A 16,879-nucleotide genomic window follows, 5' to 3' on the forward strand; every position below is an offset into this window, starting at 1 on the left:
ACTGCGATACGAGACCTGGTGGGGAGAGCGCACCGCGGACTGGTTTCGACCGGTACGAACGATTCGGATCTATTTTCAAACCCCTCTCTGATAGATAATACACTGAAAGCCATGGATACGATCGCAGAGCGGATTCGTCCGGAAGCGTCGCAGCGAGCAGTCGACAAAGCCGGTCACTATGCGTTCTGGCTGCTCCTCACCGTGGTCGGCGCGGACGCGATATTTGAGTTCGTTCCCGAGCAGTCAACGAGTACGATCTATCTGCTCGCTGGAACGGGCGTGTTCTGCGTATCGCTCCTCGTGGTTGGACTCATTGACAGCGATTGACGCAGCGGTCACTCGAGTCACGGTACACACATCGCACATTCCTTTGCGTGACAGTCAGGTTCGACTCGAGGGACTCGAGAAGATTCACGTCGACGTCGTAGACGTCCGCATCGTTTTCGGCGGTTTCGAGGTTCTGTTGGCCGATCTTGCCGCTCGATGCCTCGTCGTTGATTCTCGAGTCGATAACCGACGGGAAATGCTCGATACCGGGCTGGGCGGTCGCACTCGTTGTATGACCAAACGCAACGGACTCTCGATCGAAATCCTTCGGAATACTTGTGAAGAAAAACATTTACCGCTGTGATAAAAACATCCGGAGATAATGGTCCCCTCCGTTCGCAGTCTCAAACAGTTTCTCCTGTCGCCAGCGTCGTTCTTCGACGAACGACCCCCGGCCGAAACGCTTCCAGTTGCGGCGGGAATCGTCGTGTTGTTCGCTCTCTGTTTCGGTGGTTCGATTCTGCTTATCGGGACGATGCTCGCTGGTTCGGTGGACGGAACGGTCACCATGGATAACCCGGATCGACCGCCCGAACAGATTTGCAACACGCACGAGGGGATGATGAACAGCTGCAACGAACCCGAGACGATCGAACGCGATATGGGTACGATGGCACAGGAAGCGGTGCACGACTTCCTCTGGGTCGCACTGATCGGACCGTTCGTGCTCTGGCTCGTCGGCGGTGTGGTGCTGTTCGGAGCCGGGCGGCTCGCGAACGGCGATCCATCGTTCGCGGGCTCGCTGGCGCTCGCCGGCTGGGCGGCGCTCCCGGAGCTCTTCCGGCTCGCAGTCGGACTCGGCGGGTTATGGATCGCCCTCGAGAGCGTGACGATTACTGATCCAGACCGGGCAGCAACCGTACTGGAGTCGTCGCTGGCTCCGGTACAGCCCGTGCTCGTGCTGGCGTCGCTCGTCACACTCGGCTGGCAGTGGTACCTGCTCACCGGCGGACTGACTCGAGAAGCGGAGATCTCTCGAGTTGCTGCTGGAGTCTGCGTCGGCGTTCCGCTGGGACTCTTCGGCCTGTTCGCTCTCCTGTAGCGGCTCACCTATCCCAGTCGGATCAAGAGGCAGGATCGTGAATTCGAGGACTTTTCAGCCATCCGTCCGTATCAGCTACCGATAAGCGAATTCCGGATTTTAGTGGAACTTGACGCCGACGTCGTGCAGATCTTCGTTGTACTTCGCGATGTTGATGACGAGGGGGGTGACGCTCTCGACTTCGGCCGCGTTGGCGAGCGGGCCGACGTCGAGCGCACGCAGGCCGTCGATCTCGTTCGCGAGGTTGCGGACGGTCTCTTTCGCGTCGTCGTCGTTCGCGACGAGCAGCGTGTCGAGATCGAGGTCGTTGTCCAGATCCGAGAGCGCATGGGCCGCGAGGTTGTGGAACGCGCCGACGACGGGCACCTCGTCGGGTGCGCGCTCGGCGACGAGTTCGGTGACGCTGCCGGTCCCCGGCGGGTGGTAGTGCAGGCCGTCCTCGTCGCCCTGCATGCCGACCGCGGGGGTGACCAGGATCGTCTCCGAGTCGAGGACGTCTTCGACGGCCTCGACGGTGTCGCCGACGTGGTAGGGCGGCACGCTGAGGATGACGACGTCCGCGCGGTCGGCCGCCATCTCGTTCCCGAAGCCCTTGACGCTCGCGTCGACGCCGCGGTCCTCGAGTTCGTCCGTGTAGCTCTCGACCGCGTCCCGGGCCTTCTCCGGATCGCGCGAGCCGATGAGGACCTCGTGGTCCGTGTCGTGTGCAAAGCGCAGGGCCAGTCCCTGCCCGATGTCGCCGGTTCCGCCGAGTAGTGCGATTCGCATACGCGACTCTCGGGTCGGCATCCGAATAAAAGGGTGGGAGGTCGGCCGATCTCGCCGGGTTCTCGGATCTCCTCGAGAGTCCAAACGCAGCGACCGAGAGCCGTCCGAACTCCCTACGGCGCTTCGTCTTCGTCGGGATTCATCGACGCGCCCAGCCCGCTATCGTACGCGTCGCGCTCCTCGACCTGTCGAATGCGTTGATCGAGACGATCCTCGAGTTCCCGCCGTCGCTCCTCGTCGACGTCCGCGGCGGTGTCGAGATCCGCGAGGTCCTGGCGCGTCGTTCGCAGCACGGAGAGGGCCTCTTCTTCCTCGAGATCGGTCGCGCGGTCGAGGTTCCGTTCGACGTCCTCGAGCGTGGTGTCGGTCATGCCTACGGTTTCGACGGGGAACGTCGTGAATGCTGGGCCGTCAGTGGTCGGGCGGGGCGGCCGTCGATAGGTCGTGGTTATGCCGGTCGTCGCCGGAGTCCGAATGCGCAGACACTTCCCGGATCGAACCCCACGAAGCGGTATGGAACTCTCGATCGTCGATCTCGCACCGATACCGGAGGACGGCAGCGCGACGGAGGCGTTCGAGGGCACGGTCGAGCGTGCCCAGCAGGCCGAACGGCTCGGCTACTCGCGGTTCTGGGTCGCCGAACACCACGACTTCGCGCAGTCGATCGCGAGCACGACCCCGGAGGCGCTCATCCCGCACGTCGCCGCGAAGACGTCCGAGATCCAGGTCGGCTCCGGGACGGTGCTGCTCAACCACTACAGCCCGTACAAGGTCGCGGAGACGTTCAGCGTCCTCGACGCGCTCGCTCCCGGACGCATCGATCTCGGACTCGGGCGGGCAACGGGGAATCCCACGCGCGACTACGCCCTGCAGGTCGACCGCAGCGAGCGACGCCGCGGCGGGAGCGACCACCGAGCGAAGATCGACGAAGTCACGAAACACCTCTTCGACGGCTTCGCGGACGACCACCCGTTCAGCGGGCTGGATCTGCCCCGATCACAGGAGTCTGTCCCGGAGCCGTGGGTGCTGGGCTCGAGTCTCTCCAGCGCGAAGATCGCCGGCGAACTGGGGCTGCCGTACTGCTTCGCCGCGTTCATCAGGCCCGAACCTGCCGTGCGGGCGTTCGAGGTGTACCGGGAGCAGTTCGAACCGTCTTCCCACGGTGCCGGGCCGGAGGATCCACACGGCATGCTCGCGGTGAACGCTACCTGCGCCGAGACCGACGCGGAGGCCGCACGACTCCGCGCGACGACCGAAGCCTCCTCGCGGCTGCTCCGAAGCGGGCAAATGGATCGGCTACCGATCCGCTCCGTAGAGGAGGCGATCGACGTCCTCGGCGACGTTCCCGAGCCGACGCGGCTCCCGATCGAGCCCGGCGAGTGGCCGCGGGCGATCTCCGGGAGCCCGGAGACGATGCACGCGGTACTCGAGGAACTCACGGCACAGGTCGGCGTCGACGAGATCATCGTCCAGAACCAGATCGCCGATCCCGAGGATACGCTGCAGTCGCACGAATTGCTCGCCGACGCGGTCGGACTTTCCGCGCGGTGACGGCGAGACCGCAAGCGGCGAGGGCTCCGAGGCATCGACAGTCGCACGAAAAAATTTATTCTCTCACACAGGTTAGCGTCGGTATGGAACGACGTTCGTATCTGGCAGCCGTCGGCACGGTAACCGCGGCCGGATTCGCGGGCTGTGTCAGTGAGCTAGGTGCCGACGACGGTGGAAACGGCGACGACGACGACGGCGGAAACGACGACGACGGGAACGAAGACGAGACCGGAAACGGCAACGAGGAAAATGGAGCGCAAGATGACGAGCACGGCGCAGTGGAGGCGGTCGAGGCGTACATGGCGGCCGCAGCGGACGAGGACCTCGAGGCGATGGCCGACGCGATGCACACGCACCACCCGTTCGATCCGGCGGAGATGGCGGCGGAGGCAGAGGACGACGAAGACACCACGTTCGAGATGGACGACGTCGGCGAGTACACGGTCGAACTCGCCGACGAGGCGTACGAGACCGACGAGATTCACGATCTCCCGTACGCGGAGTTCTGGTTCCAGGACATCGACCTCGACGACGTGCTGGAAGGCGAAGACGCCGCGCTGGTGACGGTCGAGACCGAAACGACCATCGCCGGCGAGACGGTCACGGAGTCGGAGACACTCATCGCGCTCACCGAGGACGGCGAGTGGCGCGTGTTCCTCCCGTACGAAGAGTCGACCGAGCTTCCCGACAGCGACCCCGTCGACGATGAGACGTACCGCGTCGTCGACGAACTCGAGTTCGATGCCGACGACGAAATGGTGCGGGTAACCCTCATCGACTCGATCGACAGCAGTATCGAGGAGATCGTCGCGTACTCGGAGAGTCAGGGGCGAGGGAGCTCCGTCTACGAGCCCGAAGACAGCGACGACGACTACACGATTCCGGCGACCTGGTTCTCCTCGCCGTTCGATCCCGACGGCGACGAGATCGTCGTGACGGTGATTGTCGACGGCGAGGAACTCGTGGTCCACCGGGAGACGTACCAGCCCTGATCGGCCGCCACAGCGCGTTCGCCTCGGCCACCGTTCTCGACGAGCACAGCACCCAATAGCCTCGCCGCCGTCGTCCGACCATGACCACGCCAGCCGTCATCGCCCACCGCGGCTTCGCCGGCGTCGCCCCCGAGAACACCGTCGCGGCGGCGCTCGCCGCGGCCGAGTTCGACGAAACTGCCATGCTCGAGATCGATGTCCAACCCGCATCCTGTGGAACGCCAGTCGTCATCCACGACGAGCGATTGGACGGCACTCGAGACGGTCGCCCGCTCACCGACGCATCGGGGTTCGTCTGGGAGACCGACCTCGAGACCCTCCAGACGACTCGCGTGCTCGGCACCGATGCGACGATTCCGACGCTCGCCGAGTTCCTCGAGGCGATTCCCGAGACGCTCGGGGTCAACGTCGAATTGAAGAATCCGGGGACGACGGAGCTGCGATTCGCCGAGTCGCTCGCCCCGGACGAACGCGACGACCGACGGGGGATCTGGGAGCCGTTCGTCGAGCGCGTCGTCGAGGAGTGTCGCGCGTTCGACGGCGAAATTCTCTATTCCTCGTTCTGTGAGGGCGCGCTGGCTGCCGTCCGCGAGGCGGGCCCCACCTATCCGGCCGCGACGCTCGTCTGGGACGACCCCGAGGCGGGCCTCGAGATCGCGCGCCGGTACGACTGCGAGGCGATCCATCCGCCCAGAAACGCGATCGCCGGAACCGCACTGGCGACGACGCCGTACTACGGCCTGCCGGAGGCCGAACCGGAGATCGATATCGTCGCCGAAGCCCACGCGGAGGGACGAACGGTCAACGTCTGGACCGTCACGAACTGGCAGCAGTTCGCGCAACTCGCCGAGGCGGGGGTCGACGGCATTATCGCCGACTATCCGGGGCTGGGAACGGTCTCGCAGACGTCGTAACAACCCACTCGCTTAGAGAACGTCCGTCCGAAAGCCGAACCAGCAGGCCCCGGCTTGCACGCCCGCGGCGACTGTCGCGGCGGTGAGATCGGTCGCTAGCCATCCGATGTCGGCGAGAAGGACCGCCGCGACGGGGATCGAGCCGAGCGCGACGGCGAAGACGGCGACGCGAAGGAAATCGTCCGGAACGAGGGCCAGTCGCTCGAGGCCGTCGTAGAACGCGAGCCAGCCTGCAAACAGTGTCGTCGCCAGCACGAACAGGGCGTCGAGTACGCCGGGTTCGCCGACGAGGAATCCGAGCGCGAGCCGCGCCGGAAAAAAGGCAAGCGGGACGAACAGCACCGCCAGCCACGCGAACGTTGCGCCGCCGCTCGGATCGGCCCCGAGTCGCTCGTAGCCGCCGCCGACGAGCCAACTGGTGCCAACGAAGGCGACGGCGAGCACCCCGAACGCGACCAGTTCGGCCGGAACGGGGACGGCCGCCATCGACGTATCGGTGGCTCGAGCGAGGACGATCCCGGCGACGAAACAGAGCCACGAGAGACCGAAGAACGTCCCGATAGCGCGGCCGAGATCGACGATGATACCGCCGACGCTAGCACGTCGCGTGTTCGACATCGACCGAATTTCGAACGAGATGCCACATAACTGTTCGTATTATTGACTGGTTAGAACGGATGTAGTACGCGAAACTGTCGCCTCGAGTTCGGAACCGGTTCGGACTCACTCTAGACTCAGATCCGAATCCGACGTTGGCCGTCGCGTCGGTAACGGCTCGTTCGCCGGCCCCTCGAGTACCTCGCCGTCGGGCGAAAACCGCGAGCCGTGGCAGGGACAGTCCCAGCTGGCTTCGCCGTCGTTCCACTCGACGAGACAGTACAGGTGCGGACAGACCGCCGACGTCGCGTGGAGGTCGCCGTCGTCGTCGCGCGAGCAGGCGATCGGCTTCCCCCCGCGGCGGACGATCCGGCCCTCTCTTGGTTCGAGCGACTCGAGGTCGGGCGAGAGTAACGTCCGTGCCCAGTCGGTGACGAACTGGCTCGCCGCGTCGGCGTTCTCGGTGAGGGCCGTCCCGGCCGACGTCTTCGGCGTAAACCGCAGCGGCGAGAAGAGGTCGCGCTCCGGCGGCTCCTCGCCGGCAATGGTCGCGGCGAGCAGCTTTCCGGCGGCGACGCCGTTGGTCATCCCCCAGCCGCGAAAACCGGTCGCGACGAGGACGTTCTCGGCGGCCCCGATTCGACCGACGAGCGGCACCTTGTCGACCGACTTGTAGTCCTGCGTCGACCACCGATAGGCGATCTCGTCGACCGGAAACCGTTCGCGCGCCCAGCGCTCGAGTCGCCGGTACCGATCCGCGGTCGAGCCACCCTGACCCGTCTTGTGGTTCTCGCCGCCGACCAGCAGGAGGTCGCCCGCAGAATCGCGATGGGTTCGCACGGAGCGGTAGCTGCCGCTTGAGCGGTAGTACATCCCCTTTGGCGGCTCGCCGTCGAGGCGGATCCCGAGCACGTAGGAGCGTTTCGGGTGCATCCGCGCGAAGTAGCCCGCCCGGTCGAGGATGGGGAAGCCCGTCGCGATAACGACGCGCTGGGCCGTCACCGTTCCCTCGGGCGTCCGGACACGGCACGGGGATCCCGGCTCGACGTCCGTCACGCGGGTGTGTTCGTAGACTGCCGCCCCGTCGTCGTCCCGGAGCTCGTTCGTAATCCCGAGGAGGTACTTTCGCGGGTGGAACCAGGCCTGGTCGTCGAACCGAACGCCCGCTTCGGCGCGTTCGAACGGCGGAACCGAGGTTACGTAGGTTGGCTCGAGCCCCGCGGCCCGTGCGGCGTCGGCCTCGCGTCGCATCGCGTCGGTTTCGTTGCTGTAGAGGTAGGCCGGCTGGCGTTCGAACCCGCAGTCGATTCCCAACTCGTCGATCCGACGTTCGACTTCGTCGATTGCCTCCTCCTGGACCCGCGCGTACTGCCTCGCCTGCCGGCGACCGAACTCCCGGCGCAGGTGATCGTAGATCGTCCCGTGCTGGCTGGTCAGTTTCGCCGTCGACTTGCCCGTGATTCCCGTTCCCACTCGATCGCGCTCGAGGACGGCGACCGTCCGGCCCCGCTCGCGGAGTTCGATCGCCGTCGAGAGGCCGGCGATACCACCGCCGACGACGGCGACATCGACCGAGCGATCGCCCGCGAGCGTTTCGATCTCGCGTTCGTCGGCCGTCGATTCGTCACGCCCCGGGTCGGTTTCAGTTCGGTCTCCGTCGCCCTCGGACTCGAGCGTGCTCGCGAGCCAGGGCGAGGTCGGATCGCCGGGAAGGTCGCTGCGGGTGAACTCGGGCATTGATCTGGGGCGGGCTACGCTGACGGGAGGCAAAAAAGGGGCGGGCGGAGGTGCAAGTCGGCCGTTCGACCGAGAACCGTCCTCGATCTCGTGCTCTCGTGGTCGATCCCGAAAACCGCGCCATTCATGCTATCGACGTTCCTCTGCGAGCCATGACACCGTCGCCCGAGGATGTCGTTTCGATACTACTCGTGGAACCGGACTTCGAGGATGCGGGTCTATACGCCGATTCGTTCGCGGACATCCACACTCCAACTGAGATCCACACCGTCTCCAACGGCGCGACTGCACTCGAATACCTCCACCAGCGCGGCGAGTACGCCGACAGTCCTCGACCTGACCTCGTGTTGCTCCCGTTCCAGCTGCCGGCAGTTAGCGGCGAAGCCGTCCTCTCGGAGCTCAACGGAGACCCGGCGCTGAAATCGATCCCCGTGATCGTACTGACGGGCCCGGACGACGACGAGGTCCGTCGGGCGTACGATCTCCACGCAAACGCCGCCATCGAGGGGCCGAGCGGGACCGAAAAAGTCGACGTGCTCGTTCGCGCCATCGAGCACTTCTGGCTCGACTGCGTCAAATTTCCCGCCGTCGACCCGTGACCCGTCGCTCTCGGCTCGACACCATTGTTTCGACTCGAGCCGTCTCGGTTCCCTCCGACCGATCCCGATCCCACCGCTCCCTCGTCACTGCCTTCATCGCTCCCTCGTCACTGCCTTCATCGCTCCCTCGTCACTCCCCTCACTTCTCGAGCAGCGCCGGCAACTCGTCGATCGATTCGATGACCGCCGCCGCGTCTTCGGCGGCGTACTTCTCTCGGCCCGCCTCGCCGGTGAGTCCGCCGGTCAGTACTCCAACTCCGTAATAGTCGCTGTCGGGATCCGCATCGGCCGCATTCGTCGCCGTCCGAATATCGTCCAGCGTGTCGCCGACGAAGACCACGGTGTCCGCGTCGAACCGGTCGGCGAGCGTCGTGAGAGCTCGTGGGTGCGGTTTCCCTTCCTCCCAATCGTCCATCGTAAACCGGTGTTCGAGCGGGATCTCGCTCTCGAGTCCGACGCGCTCGAGGGCGATTTCGGCCTCGGCTTCCGGCCGACCGGTCACGACGCCGATATCGTGGTTCTCGAGCAAGTACTCGCGCGTCTCCTCTGCGAGCAGGATCGGTTCGTCGTGAATAAAGCCCCGGTTCTCGATATCGGGTTCGCCGCCCTCGAGACCGCGGTACAGGTCGGCCCCGAGGTACAGTTGCTGGAAGACGTCCCGAAGTCGCTCGCGATCCCAGCGATTCGTCACGCGCTGGGTCGCCTGCGCGCCGAGTTCGTCCCGAACCGCGTCTTCGGCGGCCTCGAGACCGCCGCCTCGAGTTGCGATTTCGTCGGTAAACTCGTCGATCGATTGGCCGTAGTTCTCGCTCGTCGCGAGCACGTACAGCGCGGCGGCATAGGTCAGCTCCCAGTCGTTGTTGAACCCGCCGGCGTCTTTGAACTGCTGGATGTCGGCCTTGCGGATCGTCCGGTCGTAGACGCGCTCGATGGACTCGAGGATCGCACGGCGATAGGAGTCTTCGACGTCGACGAGCACGCCGTCGATGTCGAGGACGACAGCATCTGCGTTCATGGGTAAATAGATGTGCCGGTGGGAATAAAGGCGGTCGGATTCCCTTCTCGATGGAATTTGTCAGGTTGGTTGCAACGGGTACTGGCTCACTCGAGCGTTCTGCTCGCGCTGGCGGCAGTGAGGTCCACGCCCTCCCCAACCGATTTCTGCTCACGGGTGCGGAGCACCCGTTTGCATGGTTCGCGGGACCTTTGGTCCCGCGCTAACGTTCGCCCACCCAGTTCGCTCACTCATCCATAGGAAGACGCTCCGCGTCTTCCACGCAGTCGCTCGTGGAACTCGCGACGACCTCGCGCAAATTCGAGTCGTGATTCGCTCGTCGCTCACCACGACTCAGCGCGCGCCACCGCACGTGGGTTGACGCACATCCGTCAGAATCCGAGCGCGCCGATCGCGTAGAACGCGGCGACGCCCAGCGCCAGCGCGTAGAGCACGTCGGCCCAGAGCCACGAGAGCAGGTTCGCGAGGTAGATGACGAGGACGACGGGAACTCCGAGCAACACGACCGGCGACTGTCGCCACTCCGCTCTCGAGCGAGCCCAGAGCGTGTTCGCGTCGCCGGTGCTCGGAAACGCCTGCATGCCGACGGAAAGGCCCCACCAGCCCCAGAGCCCTGCGAGCGCGAGGGTCTCGCGCGAGGCGGTCGAGAGGGTGTCGAGAACGGCGGCCGGCGACCCAGCGTCGCCCGTCGTACTCACGAGCCACGCGAGGCCGAGGAAGGCGACGAACGCGACGACGGTGTTCACCAGAAACGGGGCGACGCTGATGACAAACGACGTGCGATAGCGCTCGGGCTGGTGGTGCCGGACGTAGCCCGGCGGGTTTCTGAATCGGAAGTAGACGACCTCGACGACGGGGACGCCGACGAGGTCGCAGGCCTGCTTGTGGGCGAACTCGTGGACGACGACTCCGGGCGCGGTAAAGCAGACGAGCGCGAGCGTGAGCAGATAGCTGACGCCGACGATCGCGGCCGTCAGCACCACGAGCGCGACGACGGCCGCGGCCGCGATCAGCGCGTACTCGGCGGGCATCGATTTCCGGAACGGTTTGCATCCCGATAACTCGTTCGGACCGATTTGTCTCGGGAGCGGTTACGTCTGCTCACCCGTCCGCACCCATCGAGCGAGCCACGTACAGCGTCCCGGCGTCGATGGTCCGGCGCTCGACCGGCACCGCGGGCTGGTCGCCGCCGAGCGTCGTAAAGAGGAAGTCGGCATCAGCTCCGCGGGCGATATCGAGTGCCGGACGGTGGAGCTCCGGCGGGAGGTTCAGCGCGTAAATCGCGTCGGCGTCGGCGTAGAGCTCGCGGTCCGGGTCGACGACATTGTCGCGGACGAATCGCACGTTCGCCGGACTCTTGCGGTCGTGAACGTCGGTCGCGGTGACATCGACGCCGAGATCGGCGAGCGCCGCCGCGACGTCGGTTCGGCGGCCGATTCCGACCTCGACGACCCGGTTATAGTCTGAAAGCGTCTCGAGCAGGTCCGAGTTCCGGCGAGAGTGGGCCACGGCGGGACGTTTATGCCATCCGCGGCCATAGCCGTTTTCATGCTCGTCGATATCGTGCCGGTCGGCAACGTCCCCGCGAACGTCAAGCGGGCGGCTTCCTCCGCGTTGCGATCGGTGTACGACTGCGACGTCACGATCAACGACGCCCAGTCGGTACCGAACGGCGCGTACGACGCCGACCGGAACCAGTACGCCGCCGAAACGTTCATCCAGCTCGCCGAACGGATCGGCCGCGGAGAGAAAAACATCGCCGTTACCCCCCACGACCTCTTCTACCGGCGGCGCAACTACGTCTTCGGGCTCGCCTACCTCGACGGCAGCGGGAGCGTCGTCTCGACCTACCGGCTCCAGACCTCGAGCGACGGCGGCTTCTCGAACCAGAGCGCGAACGATATCTTTCAGGATCGCGTTCGCAAGGAGATCGTCCACGAGATCGGTCACACCTATGGGTTAGAACACTGTGACAACAATCGCTGCGTAATGAACTTCTCGCCGACCGTCCGCGAGGTCGACATCAAAGAGGAGAACCTCTGTGGCAGCTGTCAGCGACTGGTTCGGTAACGGGGACCGCCGTTTTTGGACCGTATTCGGACGGGTGAACTACGACAGGAGGCTTCGGACTTTGGCGACGAGCGCGGCCGGACTGAACGGTTTCGTCACGTAGTCCTCAGCTCCGAGATCGAATCCCCTGCGAACGTCCGCCTGCTGACCGCGGGATGACAGTACGATGATCGGGACGCCCTCGAGTCGGTCGTCGTTTCGAATCCGGCCGAGCACGCGAAAGCCGTCCAGTCCGGGGACCATGACGTCCAGCAGCACCAGGTCCGGCGGTTCCCCAGTCGCCAGAAACGACCAACACTCCCGCCCGTCGGCCAGCGCCGTCGTCTCGTAGCCGCTCGACTCGAGTTTATTTTCCAGCAGCTTCCGAAGCGAGTCGTCGTCCTCGAGGAGCAAGACGTGTGGCCTGTTGGCTGGTCGGTCGGCGGCGGTGTCGGCAGAACGGTCGGCAGTGGTGTCGGCAGAACGGTCGTCGGCGGTGTCAGCAGTGGTGTCGGCAGAACGGTCAGCGGTGGTGTCGGCAGAACGGTCGGCAGTGGTGTCGGCAGAACGGTCGTCGGCGGTGTCAGCAGTGGTGTCGGCAGAACGGTCAGCGGTGGTGTCGGCAGAACGGTCGGCAGTGGTGTCGGCAGAACGGTCGTCGGCGGTGTCAGCAGTGGTGTCGGCAGAACGGTCAGCGGTGGTGTCGGCCGGTTTACTAGCGTCGTCACTCGATCGGTCGGTCGACGTTTCACTCGCGTCGCCGTCGATCCCATCCAAGCGGTGCTTTGGTGCCGTCATAGACCGCTCGAAGACACCTCGAGTCGTCCGTCCACGCGTGGACGTGGCCCGCGGCGGAACTCGTTCTCGTCGACGAACGCGACAGCGAATCGACTCGTACCGGCGACGACGAGCCACCGGCGAGTTCGGTAGCGTCGGCTCTCCTCGCCGAGACCGCCCCCATCCGGGCGATCAGCAGTCAGCAGCCCCCAATCCATTCGACCGGACGTTCTGGCCGAACCACTATAGAAGTTGCTCAGCGAGTCGCGCGTGAAAACAAGCAGCCCGCGTTGGAGAACAGTCAGCGGGCCTCAGGGTGCGTAGTAGTATTCGCCTTCGCGCTTCTGTTCGCGGTCGAGCTGGGAGTCGGGTTTGTTGATCCGCGGGCGCGACGTGCGCTCGTCCCGACGGAAGGTGACCTCGAGGTTCGCGAGGAACTCGTTCATGCCGTCGCGCATCGGCTGTGGGTTGCCGGCGCGACCGTGGACGGCGGGCTCACCGTCGAAGACCATTAACCGATCTGCGAGCAGATCGATCATGTAGATGTCGTGGTCGATAACCAGGACGGTGGCGTCCTGCTGTTCGGCGTACCGACGGATCGCGCTCGTCGCCTGCACGCGCTGTTCGACGTCGAGGTGTGCGGAGGGTTCGTCGAGCAGGTAGAGATCCGCGGAGTCGGAGAGGCAGGCCGCGATGGCCACTCGCTGGCGTTCACCGCCGGAGAGATCCGCGAGGTTCTGTTCCATGATCCGCTCGAGTTGGAGCGGCTGGGCGATCTCCGTGTTCCAGTACGAGGAGCCGAACTGGTCCGTGATCGAAGAGAGGAAGGCGTCGACCCGCATATGCTGGTCGATGGTGACGTACTGCGGTTTGTAGGAGATATCTAGGTCCAGATCGGCGTCACCTTCGTCTGGCTCGAGGTTGCCGGTGAGGAGGTTCGCGAACGTCGACTTCCCGATCCCGTTCGGACCGACGATACCCAGCACCTCGTTTTGTCGGATTTCGCCGCCCTCAACCTCCAGACTGAACTCGCCGTCGCCGTAGCTCTTGGTGAGGTCGGGGTACTCGACGAGCGTCTCGCCGCGGACCGAGGTGCGTGGTGCGTGTTCTTCGAACTCGATTGGGTTCGGCCGAATCCGCATGTTCTCGTTGTCGAGGTAGCCCGAGAGATACTCGTTGATCCCGTTACGGACCGATTTCGGTGCCGTGACGACACCGTACGCGCCGGGTTCACCGTAGGCGACGTGGAGCGTATCCGCGAGCAGGTCGAGGATCGCCAGGTCGTGTTCGACCACGAGCATCGATCGGTTCTCCTCCTCGGCGAGCTCGCGGATGAGCCGCGCGACCGTTACTCGCTGGCCGATGTCGAGATACGGCGTGATCTCGTCGAGGAAGTAGAAGTCCGTATCGCGAGCCAGCGTCGCAGCGATCGCGACCCGCTGGAGTTCGCCGCCGGAGAGGTCGTCGATCGCCTGCTCCATGACGGGGCCGATCGAGAGCCGCTCGACCAGATAGTCGAGTTCGCCCCGCTCGTCCGTCCGCTCGAGCAGTTCGCGGGTGTTGCCGTCGAAGCTGTTCGGAATCTGGTCGACGTACTGGGGTTTTCGCGAGATGGTCATCTCGCCGTCGCGGACGTCCGCGATGTAGTCCTGAATCTCCGTCCCGCGATAGGCCTCGAGCACGTCGTCCCAATCGACGTCTTCGTCGTGACGGCCGAGGTTGGGCTCGAGTTCGCCCGCGAGGATGCGGACGGCGGTGGTCTTCCCGATCCCATTCGGACCGAGGATCCCGGTTACCTGCCCTTCCTGCGGTGCGGGCAGCCCGTACAGTGAGAACGCGTTCTCGCCGTAGCGGTGGGCCGGGTCGTCCTGCAACTCCTTGGGCAGGTTGATGATCTCGATGGCGTCGAATGGACACTTCTCGACGCAGATACCACAGGTTTCGCCGAGACAGATCTCTTCGGAGATGTGAATCTGTTCGGGCTGGCCTTCGTCGGCTTCGTCGCCCCGCAGCGTGATGCACTCCTTGCCCGTGCGGTTCGGCGGGCAGTAGTTCTTACACTCGTAGCTACAGCGGTCGGGCTGGCACCGATCCAAGTCTACGACGGCGATGCTGTCGTCCGCCATGGTTACGCCGCTGCCTCCGCCGTGGTCAGCAGGATGCCCCACGTCACGAACCAGAACGAGAACGTCATGAAGACGATGAACAGGTAGTGCTTTGCTCCGAACTCGTCGTCGCCGTAGATGCTCGTGACGTCGAAGAGGATGAACTGGGCGAGGATTGCCCCTGCGACGAGCATGAGCGCGCGGAGATCGCTCGCCGCCGCATCCAACGAGGCGGCATCGCCCGTGATGGACATCGAGGCGAGTGCCGCGGCGACGCCGAGCAGCGCTGACAGCGATGTCACGCTGATCGAGCGGATATGCTCGCGTCGGTCACTGATCGATTCGGTCGACATGAGAAAATCTCTGTCGTCGGGCGTAAAAAGGCGTTCGGGTTACGGACCAAAAATCTGTTTCAGTCGGCCATCCCTCCTATTTACGGCACCTCAAAAATTAGTTCCTGTTGTTCATCTCCGAACTCGAGTTCGAGGATGACGTGTTCTCCACTAAGCGAAGTGTCGCCGTCGTCGTTCTGGAAGCCGATAATCTCGAGCGCCACTGCTTCACCGCTCTCGATCGGCATCGAATCGTCGACGGGTTCGGATTCACCAATCTCCCAGAGGTTACCCTGTCCACGTGTATCAATTTCCCCCGCATCGCCATCGTTAAGGAGAGCTTCGGGTTGATTTCCGTTCTGTATCTCCGTCGCCGAACCGGCTTCGGTAACGGTGATCGCGTCGATAGTCTCGCTATAGTAACAACTGAAACGATTCACACACTGATCGCACAGCCGTCGTGCGATCAGGTGTGCATTGACTTTCAGTGGCTACTATAGTTTCGGCAGTGTTTGTCAACTCGATTTGTAGACTCGATCCGTCAACTCCCGTGTCGACATCGTCAACTCGGAACGTCCCTTCATTAGTTTCCTCGTCGTTGTCGGCTCCGTCAAACTCCTCGTCCTCGTCAAGGCAAACAACCGAGAGGTCACGCTCGAGTTCAACCGTTAGAGGACCGTCGTTTGTTTCGATTTCGATAGTAAAGCCAGTACTCGAACCAACTTGCTCAGCAGTCCACGATCCAAATTCGACGTCCGCGTCGCAGTTGATGTCAGCGTGAATGTCGACTTCATTGCCACTTTCTGTGAGAGTTATCGTCTCGTCTAAAAGCAATGGATAGTCCTCATTCCCGTTTTGAAGAGAGACCGATTCTTGGTCGAGTTGTATCTCTTCATCGCGACTCTGATCCGATATTGTTGCGAGGTGCTGGTCTTCGTACTCATACACACCATCAGTACAAAAACCCCAAAACCGCTGCTGGTACTCGAACGAACCGTCCTCGAGAATGACGTTATCTGGCATATCGATGCCGAGCAACGCGCTTTCCTCGTCGGTGACACCGACCCCAACGCCTCGGTCGGCAGTCAACGCGCTGAACGAACGCGCCGGTCGAAGCGAGCACTGCCCCAAGCCCAACGAGAACGAGTACAACACCAGCCGTTTTGAGTACCTTCATCGGGGTCGTTCCATCTCGCCGAGGCGCATCCGTCGGGCCTGCACCACGTGGATGACCGCCGAGACTGCAAACAGTGCGAATACCAGCGTCGCCCAGCCAAGTTCAGGTACCGTTTCGGTTGGTACCACTTCTAGCCACAGTCCGGCCATCACGATCGAACCGACTGCTGCAAGACCGAGATAGTATGTTCCCCACGGTACAGAGTCGCCAGGGACGATATCGAGGTAGACGTCTAACTCCGTCGCTTCGTCGGTGAGTTCGATCGTGCGATCGTCGAACTCGATCATGTCGGCTCGCTCGAGCGTCGGCAGGTGCGTCTGCTGTAAGGACGTGTAAACCCGCTTTCGCTCCGCGGAAGTGAGTTCCTGCACCTCCTTGTCGAGTTCCCAGGCAGCGACATGTTCGGCAAGGTCGCCCAGTGTTACTGGTTCGTCCTCGCGCTTGCAGTAGTGGATGGCGTACCGGCGACGGTGGTTACTCAACAGGTCGAAAATCTCCCCCCTGTTCGAGTCCTTCCCCATCTTGGCTGCCATCGAATACTTGTCTTGTAATGAAACAATGCCTTTCTGATATATAATCCTTCTCGCCGCAGAGTGGGTGTGTCTGCCTCACATCATGTTACACCCAAATCGACTAGTTGCCGACTCATAGATAGCGAGGAAACCGTCCGTCCAGTAACTGCGTGATCGACCGCTCGAGAACAGTTACGTCACAGGCGCGATTATCACGTCTGCCAGTCATCCTCAATACACTTGGTTTCTATACTAATCTTTTCGCCACTGGCCTCAGCATCGATCGTCACCGTCGCACTACGATGCTGTTGATCGCCACTGCCAAAGGCTCCTGCTGTGAGCACTGAAAATCACCGAGCACAACGCGTGATCCATCGTCAGTCGA

Annotated in this window: 22 protein-coding genes; 7 read left to right on the top strand and 15 right to left on the bottom strand. The window is 63.5% G+C overall.

Annotated features, from left to right (window positions below):
• Positions 1–111: 111 nt before the first annotated feature.
• Entirely contained in the window at positions 112–327 is a 216-nt protein-coding gene (locus NATTI_RS0111380; protein ID WP_006089562.1) for a hypothetical protein, read from the top strand.
• On the opposite strand, the gene NATTI_RS0111385 is transcribed toward NATTI_RS0111380, so the two are convergent.
• Positions 311–619 carry a hypothetical protein gene (locus tag NATTI_RS0111385; RefSeq protein ID WP_006089563.1) on the bottom strand — a complete coding sequence of 103 codons (309 nt, stop codon included), beginning with the start codon at positions 617–619 and terminating at the stop codon, positions 311–313. The two genes, NATTI_RS0111380 and NATTI_RS0111385, sit on opposite strands and share 17 nt — an antisense overlap.
• Before the next feature lie 30 nt (positions 620–649).
• Here NATTI_RS0111385 and NATTI_RS0111390 point away from each other — a divergent pair, with 30 nt between their 5' ends.
• A complete protein-coding gene (locus tag NATTI_RS0111390; protein ID WP_006089564.1) occupies positions 650–1,369 on the top strand; it encodes a YIP1 family protein in 720 nt (239 codons plus the stop codon).
• A gap of 99 nt (positions 1,370–1,468) precedes the next feature.
• On the opposite strand, the gene npdG is transcribed toward NATTI_RS0111390, so the two are convergent.
• Both npdG and NATTI_RS0111400 read right to left on the bottom strand, forming a co-directional pair.
• Positions 1,469–2,137, bottom strand: coding sequence for an NADPH-dependent F420 reductase (gene npdG, locus NATTI_RS0111395; RefSeq protein WP_006089565.1), 669 nt, complete (start codon positions 2,135–2,137; stop codon positions 1,469–1,471).
• Between the two features lie 113 nt (positions 2,138–2,250).
• Positions 2,251–2,508 carry a hypothetical protein gene (locus tag NATTI_RS0111400; RefSeq protein ID WP_006089566.1) on the bottom strand — a complete coding sequence of 86 codons (258 nt, stop codon included), beginning with the start codon at positions 2,506–2,508 and terminating at the stop codon, positions 2,251–2,253.
• Positions 2,509–2,650: 142 nt separating this feature from the next.
• Between NATTI_RS0111400 and NATTI_RS0111405 the strand changes: the two genes are divergently transcribed.
• The 3 genes from NATTI_RS0111405 (at position 2,651) to NATTI_RS0111415 (ending at position 5,594) form a co-directional block, all read left to right on the top strand.
• A complete protein-coding gene (locus NATTI_RS0111405; protein WP_006089567.1) occupies positions 2,651–3,688 on the top strand; it encodes an LLM class flavin-dependent oxidoreductase in 1,038 nt (345 codons plus the stop codon).
• Between the two features lie 83 nt (positions 3,689–3,771).
• On the top strand, positions 3,772–4,680 hold the full coding sequence (locus NATTI_RS0111410; protein ID WP_006089568.1) for a hypothetical protein: 909 nt from the start codon (positions 3,772–3,774) through the stop codon (positions 4,678–4,680).
• 80 nt (positions 4,681–4,760) lie between these two features.
• Positions 4,761–5,594, top strand: coding sequence for a glycerophosphodiester phosphodiesterase (locus tag NATTI_RS0111415; protein ID WP_006089569.1), 834 nt, complete (start codon positions 4,761–4,763; stop codon positions 5,592–5,594).
• Between the two features lie 12 nt (positions 5,595–5,606).
• Here NATTI_RS0111415 and NATTI_RS0111420 read toward each other — a convergent pair whose 3' ends face one another.
• Both NATTI_RS0111420 and NATTI_RS0111425 read right to left on the bottom strand, forming a co-directional pair.
• Positions 5,607–6,212 (bottom strand): hypothetical protein, encoded by a 606-nt coding sequence (locus tag NATTI_RS0111420; RefSeq protein ID WP_006089570.1) that lies wholly within the window; start codon positions 6,210–6,212, stop codon positions 5,607–5,609.
• 105 nt (positions 6,213–6,317) lie between these two features.
• Entirely contained in the window at positions 6,318–7,928 is a 1,611-nt protein-coding gene (locus tag NATTI_RS0111425) for an FAD-dependent oxidoreductase (protein WP_006089571.1), read from the bottom strand.
• Between the two features lie 152 nt (positions 7,929–8,080).
• Here NATTI_RS0111425 and NATTI_RS0111430 point away from each other — a divergent pair, with 152 nt between their 5' ends.
• Entirely contained in the window at positions 8,081–8,527 is a 447-nt protein-coding gene (locus NATTI_RS0111430) for a response regulator (RefSeq protein WP_019991826.1), read from the top strand.
• A 139-nt stretch (positions 8,528–8,666) separates the two neighbouring features.
• On the opposite strand, the gene NATTI_RS0111435 is transcribed toward NATTI_RS0111430, so the two are convergent.
• The 3 genes from NATTI_RS0111435 to NATTI_RS0111445 all read right to left on the bottom strand — a co-directional run bounded on the left by NATTI_RS0111435 (position 8,667) and on the right by NATTI_RS0111445 (position 11,051).
• The gene (locus tag NATTI_RS0111435; protein WP_006089573.1) at positions 8,667–9,542 is read right to left on the bottom strand and encodes a TIGR01548 family HAD-type hydrolase; all 876 of its coding nucleotides are present in this window, start codon (positions 9,540–9,542) and stop codon (positions 8,667–8,669) included.
• 371 nt (positions 9,543–9,913) lie between these two features.
• Entirely contained in the window at positions 9,914–10,573 is a 660-nt protein-coding gene (locus tag NATTI_RS0111440; RefSeq protein WP_006089574.1) for a metalloprotease family protein, read from the bottom strand.
• 70 nt (positions 10,574–10,643) lie between these two features.
• The gene (locus NATTI_RS0111445; protein WP_006089575.1) at positions 10,644–11,051 is read right to left on the bottom strand and encodes a UPF0146 family protein; all 408 of its coding nucleotides are present in this window, start codon (positions 11,049–11,051) and stop codon (positions 10,644–10,646) included.
• A gap of 39 nt (positions 11,052–11,090) precedes the next feature.
• On the opposite strand from NATTI_RS0111445, the gene NATTI_RS0111450 reads away from it, so the two are divergent.
• Positions 11,091–11,612 carry an archaemetzincin family Zn-dependent metalloprotease gene (locus NATTI_RS0111450; protein WP_006089576.1) on the top strand — a complete coding sequence of 174 codons (522 nt, stop codon included), beginning with the start codon at positions 11,091–11,093 and terminating at the stop codon, positions 11,610–11,612.
• Positions 11,613–11,651: 39 nt separating this feature from the next.
• On the opposite strand, the gene NATTI_RS26970 is transcribed toward NATTI_RS0111450, so the two are convergent.
• The 7 genes from NATTI_RS26970 to NATTI_RS0111485 all read right to left on the bottom strand — a co-directional run bounded on the left by NATTI_RS26970 (position 11,652) and on the right by NATTI_RS0111485 (position 16,503).
• On the bottom strand, positions 11,652–12,389 hold the full coding sequence (locus NATTI_RS26970; RefSeq protein WP_019991827.1) for a response regulator transcription factor: 738 nt from the start codon (positions 12,387–12,389) through the stop codon (positions 11,652–11,654).
• Entirely contained in the window at positions 12,386–12,586 is a 201-nt protein-coding gene (locus tag NATTI_RS0111460) for a hypothetical protein (RefSeq protein ID WP_006089578.1), read from the bottom strand. The genes NATTI_RS26970 and NATTI_RS0111460 overlap by 4 nt, the downstream gene beginning before the upstream one ends.
• 93 nt (positions 12,587–12,679) lie before the next feature.
• Positions 12,680–14,494, bottom strand: coding sequence for a ribosome biogenesis/translation initiation ATPase RLI (locus NATTI_RS0111465; protein WP_006089579.1), 1,815 nt, complete (start codon positions 14,492–14,494; stop codon positions 12,680–12,682).
• A gap of 2 nt (positions 14,495–14,496) precedes the next feature.
• Entirely contained in the window at positions 14,497–14,826 is a 330-nt protein-coding gene (locus tag NATTI_RS0111470; protein WP_006089580.1) for an EMC6-like membrane protein, read from the bottom strand.
• Between the two features lie 80 nt (positions 14,827–14,906).
• Positions 14,907–15,053 carry a hypothetical protein gene (locus NATTI_RS26975; RefSeq protein ID WP_241434296.1) on the bottom strand — a complete coding sequence of 49 codons (147 nt, stop codon included), beginning with the start codon at positions 15,051–15,053 and terminating at the stop codon, positions 14,907–14,909.
• Between the two features lie 166 nt (positions 15,054–15,219).
• A complete protein-coding gene (locus NATTI_RS27635) occupies positions 15,220–15,894 on the bottom strand; it encodes a hypothetical protein (protein WP_241434297.1) in 675 nt (224 codons plus the stop codon).
• An 84-nt stretch (positions 15,895–15,978) separates the two neighbouring features.
• On the bottom strand, positions 15,979–16,503 hold the full coding sequence (locus NATTI_RS0111485) for a DUF7344 domain-containing protein (RefSeq protein WP_006089583.1): 525 nt from the start codon (positions 16,501–16,503) through the stop codon (positions 15,979–15,981).
• Between the last annotated feature and the right edge of the window lie 376 nt (positions 16,504–16,879).

The organism is Natronorubrum tibetense GA33, from assembly GCF_000383975.1.
Classification (GTDB): Archaea; Halobacteriota; Halobacteria; order Halobacteriales; family Natrialbaceae; genus Natronorubrum; species Natronorubrum tibetense.

Bases quoted from the DNA above. Each gene is read 5' to 3' on its own strand.
- NATTI_RS0111420 (WP_006089570.1), bottom strand. From the start codon at position 6,212: ATGTCGAACACGCGACGTGCTAGCGTCGGCGGTATCATCGTCGATCTC.
- NATTI_RS0111465 (WP_006089579.1), bottom strand. From the start codon at position 14,494: ATGGCGGACGACAGCATCGCCGTCGTAGACTTGGATCGGTGCCAGCCC.
- NATTI_RS0111430 (WP_019991826.1), top strand. From the start codon at position 8,081: ATGACACCGTCGCCCGAGGATGTCGTTTCGATACTACTCGTGGAACCG.
- npdG (WP_006089565.1), bottom strand. From the start codon at position 2,137: ATGCGAATCGCACTACTCGGCGGAACCGGCGACATCGGGCAGGGACTG.
- NATTI_RS0111460 (WP_006089578.1), bottom strand. From the start codon at position 12,586: ATGGATTGGGGGCTGCTGACTGCTGATCGCCCGGATGGGGGCGGTCTC.
- NATTI_RS0111440 (WP_006089574.1), bottom strand. From the start codon at position 10,573: ATGCCCGCCGAGTACGCGCTGATCGCGGCCGCGGCCGTCGTCGCGCTC.
- NATTI_RS0111415 (WP_006089569.1), top strand. From the start codon at position 4,761: ATGACCACGCCAGCCGTCATCGCCCACCGCGGCTTCGCCGGCGTCGCC.
- NATTI_RS0111470 (WP_006089580.1), bottom strand. From the start codon at position 14,826: ATGTCGACCGAATCGATCAGTGACCGACGCGAGCATATCCGCTCGATC.
- NATTI_RS0111485 (WP_006089583.1), bottom strand. From the start codon at position 16,503: ATGGGGAAGGACTCGAACAGGGGGGAGATTTTCGACCTGTTGAGTAAC.
- NATTI_RS0111400 (WP_006089566.1), bottom strand. From the start codon at position 2,508: ATGACCGACACCACGCTCGAGGACGTCGAACGGAACCTCGACCGCGCG.
- NATTI_RS0111390 (WP_006089564.1), top strand. From the start codon at position 650: ATGGTCCCCTCCGTTCGCAGTCTCAAACAGTTTCTCCTGTCGCCAGCG.
- NATTI_RS0111435 (WP_006089573.1), bottom strand. From the start codon at position 9,542: ATGAACGCAGATGCTGTCGTCCTCGACATCGACGGCGTGCTCGTCGAC.
- NATTI_RS0111405 (WP_006089567.1), top strand. From the start codon at position 2,651: ATGGAACTCTCGATCGTCGATCTCGCACCGATACCGGAGGACGGCAGC.
- NATTI_RS26970 (WP_019991827.1), bottom strand. From the start codon at position 12,389: ATGACGGCACCAAAGCACCGCTTGGATGGGATCGACGGCGACGCGAGT.
- NATTI_RS26975 (WP_241434296.1), bottom strand. From the start codon at position 15,053: ATGCCGATCGAGAGCGGTGAAGCAGTGGCGCTCGAGATTATCGGCTTC.
- NATTI_RS0111380 (WP_006089562.1), top strand. From the start codon at position 112: ATGGATACGATCGCAGAGCGGATTCGTCCGGAAGCGTCGCAGCGAGCA.
- NATTI_RS0111385 (WP_006089563.1), bottom strand. From the start codon at position 619: ATGTTTTTCTTCACAAGTATTCCGAAGGATTTCGATCGAGAGTCCGTT.
- NATTI_RS0111425 (WP_006089571.1), bottom strand. From the start codon at position 7,928: ATGCCCGAGTTCACCCGCAGCGACCTTCCCGGCGATCCGACCTCGCCC.
- NATTI_RS0111450 (WP_006089576.1), top strand. From the start codon at position 11,091: ATGCTCGTCGATATCGTGCCGGTCGGCAACGTCCCCGCGAACGTCAAG.
- NATTI_RS0111410 (WP_006089568.1), top strand. From the start codon at position 3,772: ATGGAACGACGTTCGTATCTGGCAGCCGTCGGCACGGTAACCGCGGCC.